Annotated in this window: 20 protein-coding genes; 17 read left to right on the top strand and 3 right to left on the bottom strand. The window is 39.8% G+C overall.

Features of this window, described 5'->3' with window-relative positions; translation table 11 throughout:
* Positions 1-2 precede the first annotated feature (2 nt).
* The 5 genes from gatC (at position 3) to CSV77_RS10430 (ending at position 4,911) form a co-directional block, all read left to right on the top strand.
* Complete coding sequence (gatC, locus tag CSV77_RS10450; RefSeq protein WP_099673372.1) at positions 3-290, top strand: Asp-tRNA(Asn)/Glu-tRNA(Gln) amidotransferase subunit GatC; 288 nt, start codon at positions 3-5, stop codon at positions 288-290.
* 56 nt (positions 291-346) lie between these two features.
* Positions 347-1,810 (top strand): Asp-tRNA(Asn)/Glu-tRNA(Gln) amidotransferase subunit GatA, encoded by a 1,464-nt coding sequence (gene gatA, locus CSV77_RS10445; protein ID WP_099636902.1) that lies wholly within the window; start codon positions 347-349, stop codon positions 1,808-1,810.
* A 2-nt stretch (positions 1,811-1,812) separates the two neighbouring features.
* Positions 1,813-3,243, top strand: a complete 1,431-nt coding sequence (gene gatB, locus CSV77_RS10440; RefSeq protein ID WP_099631684.1) for an Asp-tRNA(Asn)/Glu-tRNA(Gln) amidotransferase subunit GatB — start codon at positions 1,813-1,815, stop codon at positions 3,241-3,243.
* A gap of 99 nt (positions 3,244-3,342) precedes the next feature.
* Positions 3,343-3,912, top strand: coding sequence for a thioredoxin family protein (locus CSV77_RS10435; RefSeq protein ID WP_099673371.1), 570 nt, complete (start codon positions 3,343-3,345; stop codon positions 3,910-3,912).
* Positions 3,913-3,987: 75 nt separating this feature from the next.
* Positions 3,988-4,911, top strand: coding sequence for a diacylglycerol kinase (locus CSV77_RS10430; RefSeq protein ID WP_099673370.1), 924 nt, complete (start codon positions 3,988-3,990; stop codon positions 4,909-4,911).
* Between the two features lie 116 nt (positions 4,912-5,027).
* Here CSV77_RS10430 and CSV77_RS10425 read toward each other — a convergent pair whose 3' ends face one another.
* A complete protein-coding gene (locus tag CSV77_RS10425) occupies positions 5,028-5,459 on the bottom strand; it encodes an NUDIX hydrolase (RefSeq protein ID WP_099631687.1) in 432 nt (143 codons plus the stop codon).
* Positions 5,460-5,774: 315 nt separating this feature from the next.
* On the opposite strand from CSV77_RS10425, the gene CSV77_RS10420 reads away from it, so the two are divergent.
* The 5 genes from CSV77_RS10420 to CSV77_RS10405 all read left to right on the top strand — a co-directional run bounded on the left by CSV77_RS10420 (position 5,775) and on the right by CSV77_RS10405 (position 10,262).
* Positions 5,775-7,112: a cytochrome ubiquinol oxidase subunit I gene (locus CSV77_RS10420; RefSeq protein WP_099631688.1), complete on the top strand. Its 1,338-nt coding sequence runs from the start codon at positions 5,775-5,777 to the stop codon at positions 7,110-7,112.
* Positions 7,109-8,134: a cytochrome d ubiquinol oxidase subunit II gene (locus CSV77_RS10415; protein WP_099673369.1), complete on the top strand. Its 1,026-nt coding sequence runs from the start codon at positions 7,109-7,111 to the stop codon at positions 8,132-8,134. The genes CSV77_RS10420 and CSV77_RS10415 overlap by 4 nt, the downstream gene beginning before the upstream one ends.
* A gap of 12 nt (positions 8,135-8,146) precedes the next feature.
* Positions 8,147-8,281: a cytochrome bd oxidase small subunit CydS family protein gene (cydS, locus tag CSV77_RS17280; protein ID WP_255397320.1), complete on the top strand. Its 135-nt coding sequence runs from the start codon at positions 8,147-8,149 to the stop codon at positions 8,279-8,281.
* 67 nt (positions 8,282-8,348) lie between these two features.
* The gene (gene rlmD / locus CSV77_RS10410) at positions 8,349-9,713 is read left to right on the top strand and encodes a 23S rRNA (uracil(1939)-C(5))-methyltransferase RlmD (protein WP_099673368.1); all 1,365 of its coding nucleotides are present in this window, start codon (positions 8,349-8,351) and stop codon (positions 9,711-9,713) included.
* Between the two features lie 234 nt (positions 9,714-9,947).
* Positions 9,948-10,262, top strand: coding sequence for a hypothetical protein (locus CSV77_RS10405; protein ID WP_099673367.1), 315 nt, complete (start codon positions 9,948-9,950; stop codon positions 10,260-10,262).
* Between the two features lie 215 nt (positions 10,263-10,477).
* On the opposite strand, the gene CSV77_RS10400 is transcribed toward CSV77_RS10405, so the two are convergent.
* A complete protein-coding gene (locus CSV77_RS10400; RefSeq protein WP_369802754.1) occupies positions 10,478-11,110 on the bottom strand; it encodes a cupin domain-containing protein in 633 nt (210 codons plus the stop codon).
* A 387-nt stretch (positions 11,111-11,497) separates the two neighbouring features.
* On the opposite strand from CSV77_RS10400, the gene CSV77_RS17275 reads away from it, so the two are divergent.
* The 4 genes from CSV77_RS17275 (at position 11,498) to CSV77_RS10395 (ending at position 13,084) form a co-directional block, all read left to right on the top strand.
* Positions 11,498-11,620, top strand: a complete 123-nt coding sequence (locus CSV77_RS17275) for a hypothetical protein (RefSeq protein ID WP_255397323.1) — start codon at positions 11,498-11,500, stop codon at positions 11,618-11,620.
* 53 nt (positions 11,621-11,673) lie between these two features.
* Complete coding sequence (locus CSV77_RS17270; RefSeq protein WP_255397360.1) at positions 11,674-11,796, top strand: hypothetical protein; 123 nt, start codon at positions 11,674-11,676, stop codon at positions 11,794-11,796.
* Between the two features lie 53 nt (positions 11,797-11,849).
* Positions 11,850-11,972 carry a hypothetical protein gene (locus tag CSV77_RS17265; protein WP_255397325.1) on the top strand — a complete coding sequence of 41 codons (123 nt, stop codon included), beginning with the start codon at positions 11,850-11,852 and terminating at the stop codon, positions 11,970-11,972.
* A gap of 152 nt (positions 11,973-12,124) precedes the next feature.
* Complete coding sequence (locus CSV77_RS10395; protein WP_099673365.1) at positions 12,125-13,084, top strand: bile acid:sodium symporter family protein; 960 nt, start codon at positions 12,125-12,127, stop codon at positions 13,082-13,084.
* A gap of 46 nt (positions 13,085-13,130) precedes the next feature.
* Here CSV77_RS10395 and CSV77_RS10390 read toward each other — a convergent pair whose 3' ends face one another.
* Positions 13,131-13,310 carry a hypothetical protein gene (locus CSV77_RS10390; RefSeq protein WP_099673364.1) on the bottom strand — a complete coding sequence of 60 codons (180 nt, stop codon included), beginning with the start codon at positions 13,308-13,310 and terminating at the stop codon, positions 13,131-13,133.
* A gap of 114 nt (positions 13,311-13,424) precedes the next feature.
* On the opposite strand from CSV77_RS10390, the gene nagZ reads away from it, so the two are divergent.
* The 3 genes from nagZ to CSV77_RS10375 all read left to right on the top strand — a co-directional run bounded on the left by nagZ (position 13,425) and on the right by CSV77_RS10375 (position 16,620).
* Complete coding sequence (gene nagZ, locus CSV77_RS10385) at positions 13,425-15,071, top strand: beta-N-acetylhexosaminidase (RefSeq protein WP_158232062.1); 1,647 nt, start codon at positions 13,425-13,427, stop codon at positions 15,069-15,071.
* Between the two features lie 18 nt (positions 15,072-15,089).
* The gene (locus CSV77_RS10380; protein WP_099673362.1) at positions 15,090-15,722 is read left to right on the top strand and encodes an esterase/lipase family protein; all 633 of its coding nucleotides are present in this window, start codon (positions 15,090-15,092) and stop codon (positions 15,720-15,722) included.
* A gap of 103 nt (positions 15,723-15,825) precedes the next feature.
* Complete coding sequence (locus CSV77_RS10375; protein WP_099673361.1) at positions 15,826-16,620, top strand: VLRF1 family aeRF1-type release factor; 795 nt, start codon at positions 15,826-15,828, stop codon at positions 16,618-16,620.
* The last annotated feature ends 78 nt before the right edge of the window (positions 16,621-16,698 follow it).

Here is a 16,698-nt window from a genome sequence, read left to right as displayed (position 1 = left end):
GTATGACAACATTTTCGAAAGAAGACGTCAAGTATTTTGCGGATTTCGTCCGTATTGGCCTCTCCGAGGAAGACAAAGAAAATTTCTCTGCAAAGATAGCAGATTTGATTGAAAGTGTAAGTGATTTAAAAGATGTGGATGTTACAGGTGTAAAACCTATGACGCACCCAGTTGCTATGATCAACGTCTTACGTGAAGATGAGCCAAAAGATATCTTGGACCGTGAAGTAATGCTGGCCAGTGCAGAAGATCAGGAAGATGGACTTATCAAGGTTCCGGATATTCTGTAATCGAATTCACAGTATAAAATACTATTATTGGCACAATGACAGTAGGAGGAAAAGTGATGACGTTAACTAGTAAAACAGCAACTGAACTTCAAGCTCTTTTACAAAAAGGGGAAGTTACTGCTAAAGAAGTAACAGAGGCAACATTACAAACGATTGAACAGCACGAAGAGAAAATCAACGCGTTCATTCACGTCGCAAAAGAAGAGGCAACAAAGCGTGCAGAACAGCTTGATCAAGAAGCTGCAACTACACGTGGCCGCCTTTTCGGAGTTCCAATCGGTATTAAGGACAATATTGTAACAAAAGATATGAAGACAACATGCGCAAGTAAAATGTTGGAAGACTTCGTACCTGTTTACAATGCTACGGCTATAGAAAAATTGGAAGCTGCGGGCGCAATTAATATTGGAAAACTCAATATGGACGAATTTGCAATGGGTTCTACAACTGAAACATCTTTTTTCGGTAATACATTAAATCCTTGGAATACAGACTATGTACCCGGTGGCTCTTCAGGCGGTTCGGCAGCAGCGGTCGCAGCAGGTGAAGTCCCACTATCCCTCGGTTCGGATACGGGTGGTTCAGTTCGTCAACCAGCTGCATTCTGTGGAATTGTTGGAATGAAACCTACATACGGTCGTATTTCACGTTTTGGTTTGACAGCTTTTGCTTCCTCACTTGATCAAATCGGTACCATGTCACGTACTGTGGAAGATAACGCATTATTGCTAAGTGTAATCGCGGGAGAAGATGACAATGATAGTTCATCTTCTGCAAAAGCAGTTCCTGATTTCACAGCAGCTCTTACAGGCGACATAAAAGGTCTGAAGGTTGCAGTTCCGAAACCTTACTTAGGCGAAGGTGTTGATACAGAAATCGTAGCGGCAGTAAGAGAAGCAATTTCTGTATTGGAATCACTTGGAGCGGTTTGTGAAGAAGTAGAATTGCCACATATTCAATATGCGCCAACTACGTATTATGTAATCTCTTCTTCAGAAGCTCAATCCAATCTTTCACGTTTTGATGGATTGCGTTATGGCTATCATACTGAAAACGCTGAAAACCTCGAACAAGCATATTTCCGTACACGTCAAGAAGGTTTTGGTGATGAAGTGAAAAAACGCATTATTTTCGGTACGTATGCAATGAGTGCGGATCATCATGAAGATCTGTATGTACGCGCACAAAAGACACGTACATTGATTGCACAAGACTTTGACTCTGTATTTGAAAAGTATGATGTAGTAATTGGACCAACTGCTGCTACAACAGCATTTAAACTTGGCGAAACAGGCGGTGATCAGCTCGTTCATTATGCAAATGATGTCTTGGCTGTACCAGCGAACCTGACAGGCCGTCCAGCACTATCCGTACCGTGTGGTTTCGTTAACGAACTACCAGTTGGAATGCAACTCATGGGTAAGCACTTTGACGAGGAAACATTATATAAAGTCGCCCATGCCTATGAGCAAGCAACTGATTTCCACAAACGCACTCCATCGATTCAGGAGGGGAAATAATCATGAACTTCGAGACAATTGTCGGATTAGAAATCCACGTAGAGCTTAAAACAGATACTAAAATCATGTCTCCAGCACCCGCTCATTTTGGGGCAGAGCCGAATAAAAATATACACGTAACAGACATCGCGTATCCTGGTGTTTTACCTACGTTAAATAAAAAAGCTGTTGAATTTGGAATGAAGGCATCTATGGCACTAAACTGTGACGTTGCGCCGATCATGAACTTTGACCGCAAGCATTACTTCTATCCTGATAATCCGAAAGCTTATCAAATCTCTCAAGACAAGCGTCCTGTAGGAGCAAACGGTTGGATTGAAATTGAAGTAGACGGTAAGAAGAAAAAAATCCGTATTGAACGTGTACATTTAGAAGAAGATGCAGGTAAACTAACGCATACAGAAAATGGCTATTCATTAGTCGACTTAAACCGTCAAGGAACACCGTTAATCGAAATCGTTACAGAAGCAGATGTGCGTTCTCCAGAGGAAGCATATGCATTTCTGGAAAAACTAAAAGCGATCATTCAATATACAGGAGTATCTGACGTACGTATGGAAGAAGGCTCACTTCGTTGTGATGCAAATATTTCCTTACGTCCATACGGTCAAGAAAAATTTGGAACGAAGACAGAGTTGAAAAACTTGAACTCGTTTAACTTTATTCGCCGCGGTATTGCTAATGAAGTAGCGCGTCAGGAAAAGATTCTCTTGTCTGGCGGTACTATTCAACAAGAGACTCGTCGTTATGATGAGGCAACTGGTGACACGGTATTGATGCGGATTAAAGGCAGTGCCAATGATTATCGCTTTATTAATGACCCGGACTTACCTGAAGTTCATATTGAACAGGAATGGATTGACCGTGTTCGTAAAGAAATTCCTGAATTACCAGATGCTCGTAAAGCACGTTATGTGTCTGAACTGGATCTTCCGGAATATGACGCACACGTACTAACTTTAACAAAAGAAATGTCTGATTTCTTTGATGCAACAGTAAAAGCTGGAGCGGATCCTAAATTGGCTTCCAACTGGTTGATGGGGGATGTATCTGCCTATTTAAATGCAGAATCGAAAGAACTGCACGATACTCCACTGACGCCTGAAAACTTGGCGCAACTTGTAAAATTGATTACAGATGGTACGATTTCTTCTAAAATCGCGAAAAAAGTATTTATTGATCTCGTGAAAAAAGGCGGAAACCCTGCCGATATCGTCAAAGAAAAAGGACTTGTCCAAATTTCCGATGAAGGTACATTGCGTACAATCATTACCGAAATTCTAGACAACAACGAACAATCAATAGAAGACTTTAAAAATGGTAAGGATCGCGCAGTTGGGTTCTTAGTTGGACAAGTTATGAAAGCTACCAAAGGACAAGCGAATCCACCACTTGTTAATAAATTATTGATGGAAGAGATCAAGAAGCGCTAATCTATCAATTAAATGAAAACGTTCCAGGAGAGGTCAAAATAGCCTGAACCTGGACGTTTTTCCACGTTAACTTACACAGTGAAACAGGGGGGGATTGTATTGAAAACAGAACAACAATATTTTGAAGATGCTGTATCCCTTCAAACGAATATGGACAAAATGGAAACAAATAAGGAAAACAGTTTTTTGATCTATAATGCATTTGAAGTACCACAGGATGATGAATTTATTGAATTGTTGAAAGAAAAGCAACCCCATATTTTAGTCATTACAGAAGACTGGTGTGGAGATGCCATGCTAAATAATCCCATCCTTCGAAAAATTGCTGAAGCTGCCAATCTAGATGTTCGCGCTGTTTTGAGGGATGAAAATCCAGAGCTGATTGATCGATATTTGACGAATGGTGGACGTTCGATTCCTATGTATCTGCTATTAAATGCTGCAGGTGAGGTAGTGGGTAAGTGGGGACCACGGGCACCAGTACTTCAAAAGTTTGTCATGGATGGTCGTGCCAAGTTGCCAGCTAAAGATGCACCTGATTTTGAAGATAAACAAAAGATGTTTTATTCTCAGTTGATGGCTGAATATACATCTAAGCCCGATAATTGGCTTGCCGTTTATAGTGATATTCGGTCGCCATGGCTTCCTGTTTTACAATTGTCTCAATAATTATGTGTAAGAAACCATTTGAAAATGGTAAAGGTCTGATTTGTTTCAGACGCGAAAGGATCGAGGGGAAAGTGTATGAAACGTGCACGCATTATTTATAATCCGACTGCAGGAAGAGAAGTCTTCCGTAAACATTTAGCAGAAGTCCTCGAAAAATTGGAGAATGCGGGTTATGAAACATCCGCTCACGCTACAACTTGCGAGGGTGATGCAACAGCGGCAGCGCGAGACGCGGTTCGCAGAGGTTTCGATGTGATTATTGCTGCAGGTGGCGATGGGACGCTCAATGAAGTAATTGAAGGTGTCGGACATTTTGACAAACGTCCAAAAATCGGCTTGATACCTATGGGAACAACGAATGATTTTGCAAGAGCATTGCGTATACCAAGAGAAATAGATGACGCTGTAGATATCATTTGCCAAGGTGATTCGATTCCGGTCGATGTAGGTTTGATGAATGATCGCTACTTTATTAATATAGCGGGTGGCGGCCGAATGACGGAATTGACATATGAAGTTCCAAGCCGTTTAAAAACAGTAATTGGTCAGTTGGCTTATTATTTAAAAGGAATTGAAATGTTGCCTTCCATACATTCCAGTCATCTTCGTATTGAGTATGATGGAAATGTATTTGATGAGGAAGCCATGATGTTTTTGATTGGCTTGACCAACTCGGTTGGCGGGTTTGAGAAATTAGCACCTAACTCCAGTATCAACGATGGATATTTTACATTGCTTATTTTAAAGAAATGCAATATTGCCGAATTTATTCGTGTGGTTACGCTAGCTTCCCGCGGAGAACATCTGGATGATCCTTTAGTTGTTTCAGCGAAGGCGGAAAAAATTGTGGTGACTTCCAAAGACGAAGTGTTATTGAACTTAGATGGAGAGTACGGTGGCGTATTGCCAGCAACTTTCCAAAATTTGTATCAACATGTCGAGATGTTCGTACCGCTTCAGAAATTACGCCCTCAGGATAAAGTGAAGCAAATCAAATAAAAGAAATAATAAAAAGACTATTCCAGTCGAATTACTAACGTTCGGATGGAATAGTCTTTTATTGTGAAAAATTAATTGGGTGAGCCCGATGCAATGCGCATCGTATCAGGTCGATATCAGATGTATTCAATCGCTTCTCCTTGTTTAGCAGCTAACTTTGGCACTTCTTTCAACGGCATCCAACGATAGCTGAATAATTGACCTGCGTCTTTACCTTCACCTTCTACGATATATTCCCATTCGTGCTTGTTTTCTCCTGTATAGGAAAAGTGGAAAATCGTACGTTCATAAATTACATTTTTATCTTCAGGGAAATATTTTGAAGCTTTTACTTTACCTTCTAGTATAAGTTCATCACGCACGATACCGGATTCTTCTTCGATTTCTCGATATAATGCATCCAATAATAGTTCGTTGCGTTCGATTGTACCACCAGGAACTTGTAAACCTGCTTCAGGCTGATCCTTTTGCTCATAAACGAGCAATTTACGGTGTCTGCCTTCCCCTTTTGTAATATACGCTATGACTTTTCTTTTTACTCTTTTCATTGACTTTCACCTCTCATTAGTTAACTAATTATACTGTAAAAACTAACAAATTACAAGTGAAATGGGTTAATTTATTAGTATACAATAATAAGATGTGCTATGAATGCAGAAATACGTCTAAATTTCAACAAATCGCTTTAAATAGGTTATTGAAAGGTGTTTTAAGGGAAAGCCTAAAATAGAATTGTGCTTAGGAGTGATTGGGTGTATAAAAGTCAAGAAAAGCGTTTGATGTGGTTGGCATTTATTGTAGCGGGTATAATGTTGCTATCAATTATTGGAAGATTATTCTCGTGAAAAGAGGAGGTGGCCTGTGTGGATCCAGTTTTATATTCTAGAATCTTGACCGAACTAACTTTATCGTTTCATATTATCTATGCCACCATAGGGGTCGGTGTCCCGCTCATGATTATGCTAGCCCAGTGGGTGGGTATCAAGAAAAACGATGAGCATTATATTTTGTTGGCTAGACGTTGGGCACGCGGTTTCGTTATCACGGTGGCAGTAGGGGTAGTGACAGGAACAGCAATTGGTTTGCAGTTGTCCTTATTATGGCCGAACTTTATGGAGCTTGCGGGAAATGTGATTGCATTACCATTATTTATGGAGACATTCGCTTTCTTCTTTGAAGCAATTTTCCTCGGTATTTACCTTTATACATGGGATCGTTTTGAAAATCAAAAGAAGCATTTTCTACTCCTTATCCCTGTCGCGCTTGGAGCTTCATTCTCCGCAGTATTCATAACCATTGTAAATGCCTTTATGAATGCACCACAAGGCTTTAACCTAGTGAATGGGGAATTAATTAACGTCAATCCACTTGTGGCAATGTTTAATCCTGCCATGCCCACAAAAGTGGCACACGTAGTCGGGACAGCTTATATGACATCCGCCTTTTTATTGGCGGCTATTGCAGCATTCCGTTTGTTGCGTGGTTCGAATCACGTCTATCATAAAAAAGCGTTATATCTGACATTGAAAGTGGGATTCATTTTTAGTGTGAGTGCAGTGTTGGTTGGAGATTTATCAGGTAAGTATTTAGCAGAGTATCAACCTGAAAAACTGGCGGCTGCAGAATGGCATTTTGAAACGGAAGAAAATGCTCCTTTAATTTTGTATGGTGTGTTGGACGATGGGGAAGTTAAATACGCCATTAAAATACCGTACGCACTTTCTATATTAGCGCATGGATCTCTTAGCGCAGAAGTCGTTGGGTTGGATCAATTTCCTGAAGAAGATATCCCTCCTCTCTATATTCATTACCTCTTTGATATTATGGTAACGATCGGAATGACATTAATGATGTTGTCAGCTATATACTGGATTGGTATGTGGCGAAGATGGTCATTTGTCGAGTCACGCTTATTCCGTTGGCTAATTGTCGCGGGAGGACCACTCGTTTTCATTTCTCTTGAAGCGGGTTGGTGGCTAGCGGAAGTAGGACGTCAGCCGTGGATATTGCGTAATATTATGCGTACTTCGGAAGGCGCGACAACTAGCGGGCAAGTACCGACTATGCTTGTGCTTTTTGCGCTTCTTTACCTGGTTCTAGGAGTCGGTAGTGTTGTTGTTTTAAGGAGAATGTTCATCAGGAATCCTGTAGAACAAGAAATCAAAGATCGGCAGCAGGAGAGGGGCGGTGACATTCGATGAATATCGAAATTCTTGGGATTACGGTATTGTGGGTGTTTTTGTTCGGCTACATTCTAATTGGTGCCATTGATTTTGGAGCAGGTTTTTTCAACGCATACAGTTTATTTACGGGCAGACAGCGAATATTGACTAATGTCATTCAGCGCTACTTATCGCCAGTCTGGGAAGTAACGAATGTCTTTTTAGTATTCTTCTTCGTAGGAATTATTGGATTCTTCCCGAAAACTGCCTTTTATTATGGCACCACATTGCTAGTCCCGGTGAGTTTTGCCATTATTCTTCTGGCAGTTCGAGGTTCCTACTATGCATTTGAGACGTATGGAGCCCGTGGTCATAAAGGATATTCATTTGCCTACGGTTCCACGGGTTTATTACTTCCGGCATCACTATCGATTGTATTAACAATTTCTGAAGGTGGATTTATTGAAATAGTGAATGGACAACCGGTTTTGGATTACTGGAAGTTGTTCACTAGCCCATTAACTTGGTCGATTGTAGTGCTTAGCATAGCGGCAACACTTTATATCTCTTCCGCATTTTTGACGTGGTATGCGAACAAAGCCGGGGATCACGAGGCGACGCATCTTTTGAGGAAATACGCGCTGATCTGGGCATTTCCAACGATCATCGCAGCTGGCGGGATTATATTTGAATTACGTAAGCATAATCCGCTCCATTACGAGAGTATTCAAACGTTCTGGCCTTTGTTTTTGATATCGCTCGTACTGTTTCTGGGTACGATTTACCTCATTTGGAGACAGCGTCATTATGGTGTGGCGTTCAGTTTACTAATGGGACAGTTCGTGTTCGCTTTCTTTGGCTATGGGGCATCGCATTATCCGTACTTGCTCTACCCGTATTTGACGATCTACGATAGCTTTACGAACCAAGCAATGGCGGTTGCTTTAATCATTGCTTTCATATGTGGATTATTGTTGCTAATTCCATCGCTTTATTTACTATTACGTATGTTCCTGTTCAATAAAGAATACGTAAAAGGAAACGAAAATCATCATGCATAAGGAGGCAATACGATGAATGAATTTTTGATTTTCTATGCGCCTTTTTTGGTGATCATTGCGGGTATACTATTATCGTTCTTTGTGGTCTTGAAAGACGATGCAGTGACTAGAAATGAGTATAAGGACAATAAAGAAACAGACGTGTGATTACGTCTGTTTTTTTGTTTGCTTCCCCGTGTTACACTAGAAGTATCTGAAAGATGGAGGAAAAATCATGAGCTTTGCAGTAAATAAAAATGAAAAGATACGAGTGACGATAGAAGATCTGACACATGATGGAGCGGGCGTAGCGAAAGTAGAAGGCTATCCGTTATTCATTCAAGGAACGTTGCCTGGAGAAACAGTCGATGTCCATGTATTGAAGACATTGAAGAAATATGGATTCGCCAAACTGCTAAATATCGTGGAACCATCTCCATCCCGTGTAACGCCACCTTGTCATGTATTCCCGACATGTGGTGGATGTCAATTGCAGCATTTGTCCTATGAGAGTCAGTTGATACAAAAACGCAAATCGGTACGCGATGTAATGGATCGGATAGCTAAGCTCCCTGATGTGCCTGTACATGAAGTAAAAGGCATGAGTGATCCGTGGCGTTACCGCAATAAATCACAAATTCCATTTGATACGGAGAACGACCGTGTAATTACTGGCTTCTATAAAGCTCGTACACATCACATTGTCGATACAGATGTTTGTCTAATCCAAACGAAAGAAGCAGACGAACTGATGACGATGCTTAAGTATAAACTTCAACAGCTTGGTATCGAGACGTATGACGAACATACACACAAAGGTTTGCTACGTCATGTAATCGTTAGAAAAGCACGTCAGACGGGTCAAGTCATGGTTGTACTCGTTACGCGACATAAAAAGTTCCCGCAAAAAGACGCGGTAGTCGAATTAATTCTACAACAATTACCGAACGTGACGTCTATTATGCAAAATGTGAATACAGCGAATACGAATGTCATCATGGGGAATGAAATGATTAATCTATACGGAGCGGATGTCATTATTGATCGGATTGGAGATACTGAATTCGAGATTTCAGCACGTTCTTTCTATCAAATAAATCCTATTCAAACGGAAGTACTGTACCAACAGGCACTTGATTATGCTGACCTAACCGGAAATGAAACGGTAGTGGATGCGTATTGTGGAATAGGAACGATTTCATTGTTCTTGGCTAAACAAGCGAAGGCTGTTTACGGAGTTGAAATAGTACCGCAGGCGATAGAAGATGCAAAGCGTAACGCGGAACTAAACAGTATTACTAACGCACATTTTGAAGCAGGTCCTGCAGAAGAGGTTATTCCAAATTGGTACGCGCAAGGTAAGCAATTTGATGTATTAGTCGTCGATCCACCACGTAAAGGGTGCGATGAAAAATTACTAGAAACCATTCTAACTTATAAACCGAAGAAGATTGTGTATGTGTCTTGTAATCCAGGAACATTGGCACGTGATTTACGCATTCTCGAAGATGGGGGCTATCGCACGAAGGAAGTCCAGCCGGTAGATATGTTCCCGCATAGTAGTCATGTGGAGTGTGTGGCGTTGATAGAGTTGAAATAACTTGGCGACAACGGGTTAGTAATTTTAGTAAATATAGATGTATATTTTAAAAACCCTCGGACGGATAGTTTGAGGGGTTTTTGATCTCCCTAGGGAATCATACTGATATGTAAAATACGCAACGATCGATACTGTATTTGAATAAATAATGAAAAACGATCGAAGAAATATCGTAAGTATCGACTTCATGTTACAATTACTGAATGAATTAATAATGTGAAGGAGGTTACACAAATGGCATTAGGTATATTGGAGATCATGTATATAGTTTTAATAATTATAGCTATAGGAATTCAAGTTGTATTATATAAAAGTAAAACCAATAACAGTATAATCATTATCAATATGTTATTTGGCCTACTTTTATCCTACTTGGCGTTTACATCTTTTCCTACAAACTTTACAATTCAAAAAACTCTATCTATTTTAATGGGGATTGTAGCTGTATTGGCAGTTGTTATGAAGTTTAGAAGTAATGAGCTTGTGTTTTTAAGTAAAATTGCGTTCTCGATTTCTATCGTGGTTAGCTTAGGGTTGCTGTTTTTATAAAATATCTTTTACTGTGAAAACAAAATGCCTATTCGCTTAGGTGAAAGGACAAAATAGTATATTCCAATTCAGTTGATCAGCTTGCGACATTCGATGTATTTAAACACCTATAAATAAGGATGAAGTGAATAGAAATGATAAAGACAAGACACTGTGTAAATGAGTGCCTTGTCTTTTTTTATTTTTCAATCATAGCAACAGCATATTTAAGCATACTAGATATACTTATTGTGAGCAGGATGTGGGGATTCCATTTCTTCCGCAATCGCCTTCGTTTCATGAATCGTACCGTACGGATGATTTGGCGGTGCATAAATAGAATACAATTTGATAGGAACAGTACCGGTATTTAATAAATTATGCCAAGTCCCAGCTGGAATAATAACAATATCCTGATCTTGAACGTGTCGCTCGAGGTCTACTTGATCTTTTCTATGTCCTATTTGAACCATACCTTGCCCTTCCTCAAGCCGAATAAATTGATCGGTATGTGGGTGCATTTCCAAACCCACATCTTCTCCCGGCGAAATACTCATAAGTGTGAGCTGAAAATGGTCACCTGTCCATAGTACGGTACGGAACGTTTGGTTTCGTGTTATTGCCTCTTCTATATTGATCGTGAAAGGCATTGGCCCATAATCCGTTCGACCATCGTGTGGTAACACAGACGAATTTTCAGCTTGATTCATTTGCTGTAAAGGCAATACGTTAAAACATGGATATATATACACAGGCTGATACCGACACACTAAATTGAAATTAGAAACAGATGGATTGATCACACTCATTCCTTTATTTGAGTATGCGGAGAAGGTAGATGTGATGAACGCAATGAAAAACTTTAGCAAATATGCCGTTCTTTCTTACACGAAATAAGAAGTGATCATTTTAACCGTAGCGTACGTAGCTGCGGGTTTTTTTTATGTACGTGTTGTTGAAATATATCTAGTCAGAGAGGCTAATTTATAGAAACTGCTGAAAAAAGTACTTTCTTGTTGATGAAAAGATTAAGTTAAATTGAAAATATATGCATAAATTCTATTTCGCTAATAAGAAAACGTTTGCAGACACAATTGCGACACATGTAAGCGTTTTGACTTTGAATGATTTGTGAAACGCTTCACATATCGGTTTCTTTTGTTGTAGAACAGAGTATGATAAGGGTAACAAAAGAAATTGGTTAGCAGATTCCATTCAAGGAACTATGCTGCCAAACAAAAGGGAGACTACACAACATGTGGGTTATCACATTGTTTGACCAAGCAAACGTACGAATCTTTGAATATGCTGAGAAGGTCGACGCAACAAATGCAATGAAAAACTTTAACAATTACGCAGTCCTGACATACACATACTAAGCGTTGGCTTTATTATTGATAAATGAATACACATTAAAAGGAGACTGGAAAACATGTGGGTAATTACATTATTTGATCAAGAAAACGTACGAATCTTTGAATATGCTGAGAAGGCAGAAGCAACAAGTGCAATGGAGAACTTTAACAAGTACGCAGTCCTAACATACACATACTAAACACTGACTTTACTATTGATAAATAAATACAAATTAAAAGGAGACTGGAAAACATGTGGGTAATTACATTATTTGATCAAGCAAACGTACGAATTTTTGAATATGCTGAGAAAGCAGAAGCAACAAATGCAATGAAGAACTTTAGTAAATATGCTGTTCTTTCATACACAAAATAATTTTACGAAAACAGAACCGTAGCGATTCAGCGCTACGGTTTTTTGATGCATCTGTAATTTTTGTTAGGTTCAATATAGATTCTCACACAATCTATTATGCTAGAATACGACTATATCAACCATTACGTCAGGCTAGTAAAGAAGGGAACTATATGTTTACTAATTTGAATACATTTTTACAACGATGGATTGCCATCTTAACACCTCTCAGCTTAGTAATAGGTGTCGTGTTTCATCAAGTAGGGGAGCAGTTATTGTTTATTGTCTCCTGGTTGTTTGCGTTTATGACGTTCGTGGGCAGTCTTGGCATGAATATAAAAGAAGTACACATGGTCAGGAAGTATCCTGCCGTAGTACTTGTTAGCATCGCTTTTCTGCACATAGTGATGCCGGCATGGGCGTACTTTTTATCCACGGTAATTTTTGATGATCACTTACTGACGGTAGGTTTTGTGTTAGCAGTCGCAATTCCGACAGGTGTCACGAGTGTGATTTGGGTAACGATTTCGAAAGGCAATCTACCTCTATGCTTATCTATCATATTGATTGATACAATATTGGCACCTATCATTTTACCGGTTATTCTTCATATCGTCGTGGGAGAAAGAGTAACCATTAATAGTATGTCACTAATACTTAATTTACTTTGGATGATCGTACTACCTACAATAGCAGGTATTACGTTAAATGAACTCTCAAAGGGGAGTGTTCAAAAGAAATGGGGGCCTCGCTTAGCTCCTTTCTCTAAATTAAGTTTGTTTGCGATTGTTGCGATTAATGGTAGTGCAGTAGCGCCTTATGTGCAGAAGATTTCTTTTGAACTCGTCGGTATTATTGCGCTTGTACTGTTCATAGCATTAACGGGCTATGCAACTGCCTTATGGATAGCGCATGTACTGTGGAGAGATCCAGTGATTGCTACGACGTTCATGTTTGTGGGCGGCATGCGAAATATCGCGACAGGTGTTGTCATCGCGACAACTTTTTTTCCGCCGAAAGTCGCACTGCCTGTCGTTTTCGGTATGCTCTTCCAACAAGTACTTGCCTCTATATTCAATAAGGTGGGGAACTGGTATGGAAGACGTCATTTCAAGATTAACGAAGAGATATAAAATAATACAACTGCCGTCATTCTGTGAACAGAACACGGCTGTTGTTTTATTTTTTCTTCTTTTTATTTTTCGGCCTAGATCCAAACTCTGCAGAAAACTCTTCTAAAGAATGGCCCTCTGGATGTTGATTATTACTGTTACTGGCTTCTTTGTTTTTATTTTCATACGTTTTCAACGGATTATGTGTCCGTTCATTCATGGTTTTCTTACTATTTTTATTCGCCATGTTCGTCCACCTCCTACAGACTAGAATGGACAAAAGTCGAAGTTTTATGCGGCGGCTGACAATATCAAAAAACGTCTAAAAGATGTTATCATGACTAAAAGAAGAGGTGGAACTATGCGAAAAGTATCTAGAGTATTCCTGTTACTCGTCGTCGGTGCACTTTTTATGATAACAATAGGGTGTTCAAATCAAGAGAACGATAAGAATGAACAATCCAAACAAATAGACATGCGAAATCAACAGAAAGAACAAGAACTGATTGCGGTACACGATGCCGCTGAAAAAGGAAAGCTACCCAGTAAACCATGGCAAGTGGGGAAAACTACTTTTCCACAAGTCCAAGAACAGTTGGGGAAAGCTGATAAGGTAGAACGTGATCGTAAGGGAATATATGCATCTTATAAAAAAGAAAAATTGAAGCTTCGTTTGACAGAGAACAAGAAGGTTTATAAATTACGTATAGCGGAATCGAAATTCGTTGACATAACGCAATTGCAGACCAAGGAAGTACTAGGAGTTCCAGATGGACTTGAACAAGTAGGTGGGCAAACAGCATTTATTTATGAATTGAATGATGAATACCAATTAACTTTGCTGTTTTCTTCAGCAGAAAACGATGCAACCATCGCAGAAATTGCTGTTCTCCATAAGCCGAGTGCGGAAATTCAGGATGTGATACAGGAAATGCAACTTGATGAAAAACTCGGTCAATTGATTCTTATGGGTGTGCAAGGTCCGCAACTGGATTCTGTAGCGAAAGGATTTATTCAAGATAGGCATGTCGGTGGCATTATTTTATTTAAACGCAATTTCGTTTCTGTTGCGCAATCGCTTAGTTTGATTAATGATTTGAAACAGGCGAATACGAATGCGAAAACGCCGTTATTTATTAGTGCAGACGAGGAAGGTGGACGTGTTACACGATTGCCAAAAGAACTCGTAAAAACACCTTCTAATCGTAAAATCGGACAAGCTGAAAACGGGAAATATGCATATGATGTTGGAGAGTTAATTGGCCGCAAAATGAGTGCATTCGGATTGAATATGAATTTTGCACCTGTACTGGACGTCGATAGCAATCCGAATAATCCAGTGATTGGTGATCGCTCGTATGGCCATGACGTACGGCTAGTCAGTAAAGCAGGAATCGAACAGGCCAAGGGTATGATGTCGCAACATGTCATACCTGTCGTCAAACACTTCCCAGGACACGGTGATACCAGTGTAGACTCACATATTGATTTGCCTGTGATCAAGCATACTAAGGAGCGCTTGAAGAACGTAGAACTATTTCCCTTTAAACAGGCGATTGAAAGTGGCGTAAATGCGATTATGGTAGGACACTTACTTGTAGAGGCATATGATCCGAAAACACCTGCATCATTTTCAAAAATCATCATTCAAGACGTATTACGTGATGAATTACAGTTCGATGGTGTGGTGATTACAGACGACTTGGTCATGGGAGCTATTGAAAAGAACTATACAATTGGAGATGCGGCAGTTCAATCTATTGCAGCGGGTGGAGATATTTTACTTGTTGGGCATAAATATACGCCAGTAGACGAGCTACTCACTGCATTACAAACGGCTATAAGTGAAGGAGTCATTACAGAACAACGAGTCAATCAAAGCGTCGAGCGGATTTTACTGCTAAAGCAACAGTATAAAGTGGTGGATATTCCACAAGAGCAAGTCCATGTGGAAGAACTGAATGAACAAACGAAGGAGCTTGTAAAGAAAATTCAATCGGGTATTTAACGATAAAGGGGTGTTTGCATGGAAGAACGTGTTCTTTTGTTACATGGTTTCAATAAAAATTCACGTGATATGCAGACGTTGTCTATCTATTTAGAACATCAGGGATTTCATTGCAGATCACTCGACTTACCGTTAACATATCATGAATTTGACCAATCCATTTATCTTGTGGAAAAACACTTGTCCGATATGATCTCACAAAAAGATACTCCTATTCATTTGGTTGGTCACAGTACAGGCGGTCTACTTATTCGAAAAGTGTTGCAAGAAACTGAATGGAAGGATTCAATTGGTCACTGTGTACAAATTGCTACGCCAAACCGTGGAAGTCAGCTGGCGCATGTGGCGAGTAAAATTACAGGATACACTGAATACTACAAGACATTACGCTCATTAAACGCAACGTATATTGAACAGTTAAACTTGCCGGATATGACTCCTTTTGCGATTGGCGCAATTGCGGGAAATCGAAATCATTTATGGCTTGGGAAATTGCTTCAGGGAGAAAATGATGGACGGGTGGAGTTGGATTCAGTTTATTATCCGGGACTTGCTGATTTTATAAAGTTGCCCTATGGACATAAAGAAATCCATCACCAGAAAGAAGTAGCGGAATTAACTGCACTTTTTTTGAGAACTGGGCATTTTTGATGAAGCATTGCTTTTCTATTTGAAAAAATTCACAGCTCCAATTACCTTGTAATATTCACTTCAGCGGGCATGCTATAGCTGAGGGAATAAGGAGGATGATTGGATGAGTATTAGCGAAGAATTGAAAAAGTTGAAGGCATTTCACTGTGATGATCGATGTGTGCTGTCAGTATACTTAAACACGAACCCTGCAGATCCTGACCAACAACAAGCTGCATGGAGAATTCATTTGAAATCAGGTTTGAAAAGGCTTGATGAATATCTCGTCGCATCCGGAGATGAAAAAGAATTGACTGCATTTCGTTCATTGAAAGACCGTGTGATGAAAGAAGTTGAAGATAAGCAAAATGATTTGGCGAAAGGGGTTATCATTTTTGCGGCAGCGGATCCTGAAATATGGTCTGTTCATTATGTTCAAGTAGCAGTCAAGACGAGCTTTCATTGGGAAAACCAAGCCATGACGAATGAATTTGAGTATATGTTACAAGCATATCCAGAAGCGGGAATTATACTCCCAAGCTACAGTAATGTCCGGATTTTGGATACAGCAATGGGGAGAGTCCATGACGAAACCGTGTATGAATTTGATTCGGGTCTCGATGTCTGGAAAGAACAGAAAGGTGTTAAGTCGTCCATACAACGGGGAGTAGGAGGACATACAGACGAATTTGATCATCGATTAAAGGAGAATCTGGATCGCTTTTATAAAGGCATGGGTTCTGTAGTTGGTAACATGAAAAAGAAGCGCGGATGGAAAGAAGTGCATGTGGCAGGGGAAGCTGAACTGGCCAATAGCTTCGCGTCCATCTTGCGTGAAAAGCCTGAAAGCTGTATTCATAAAAACTTTGGAAAATCGAACAATAATCACGTCATCCAAAAGATTTTCGAATCCCGCTAAGTAGTATCAAAAGAGGATGTTCTAGAAGTCAGCGACTTCTAGGATATCCTTTCTTTATGTAGTTTGTTTTTTAAAAAA

Source organism: Sporosarcina sp. P16b (assembly GCF_002743065.1).
GTDB lineage: Bacteria > Bacillota > Bacilli > Bacillales_A > Planococcaceae > Sporosarcina.
The sequence above is the reverse complement of the archived record's forward strand: the minus strand, read 5'-3'. Positions and strand labels throughout refer to the sequence as shown.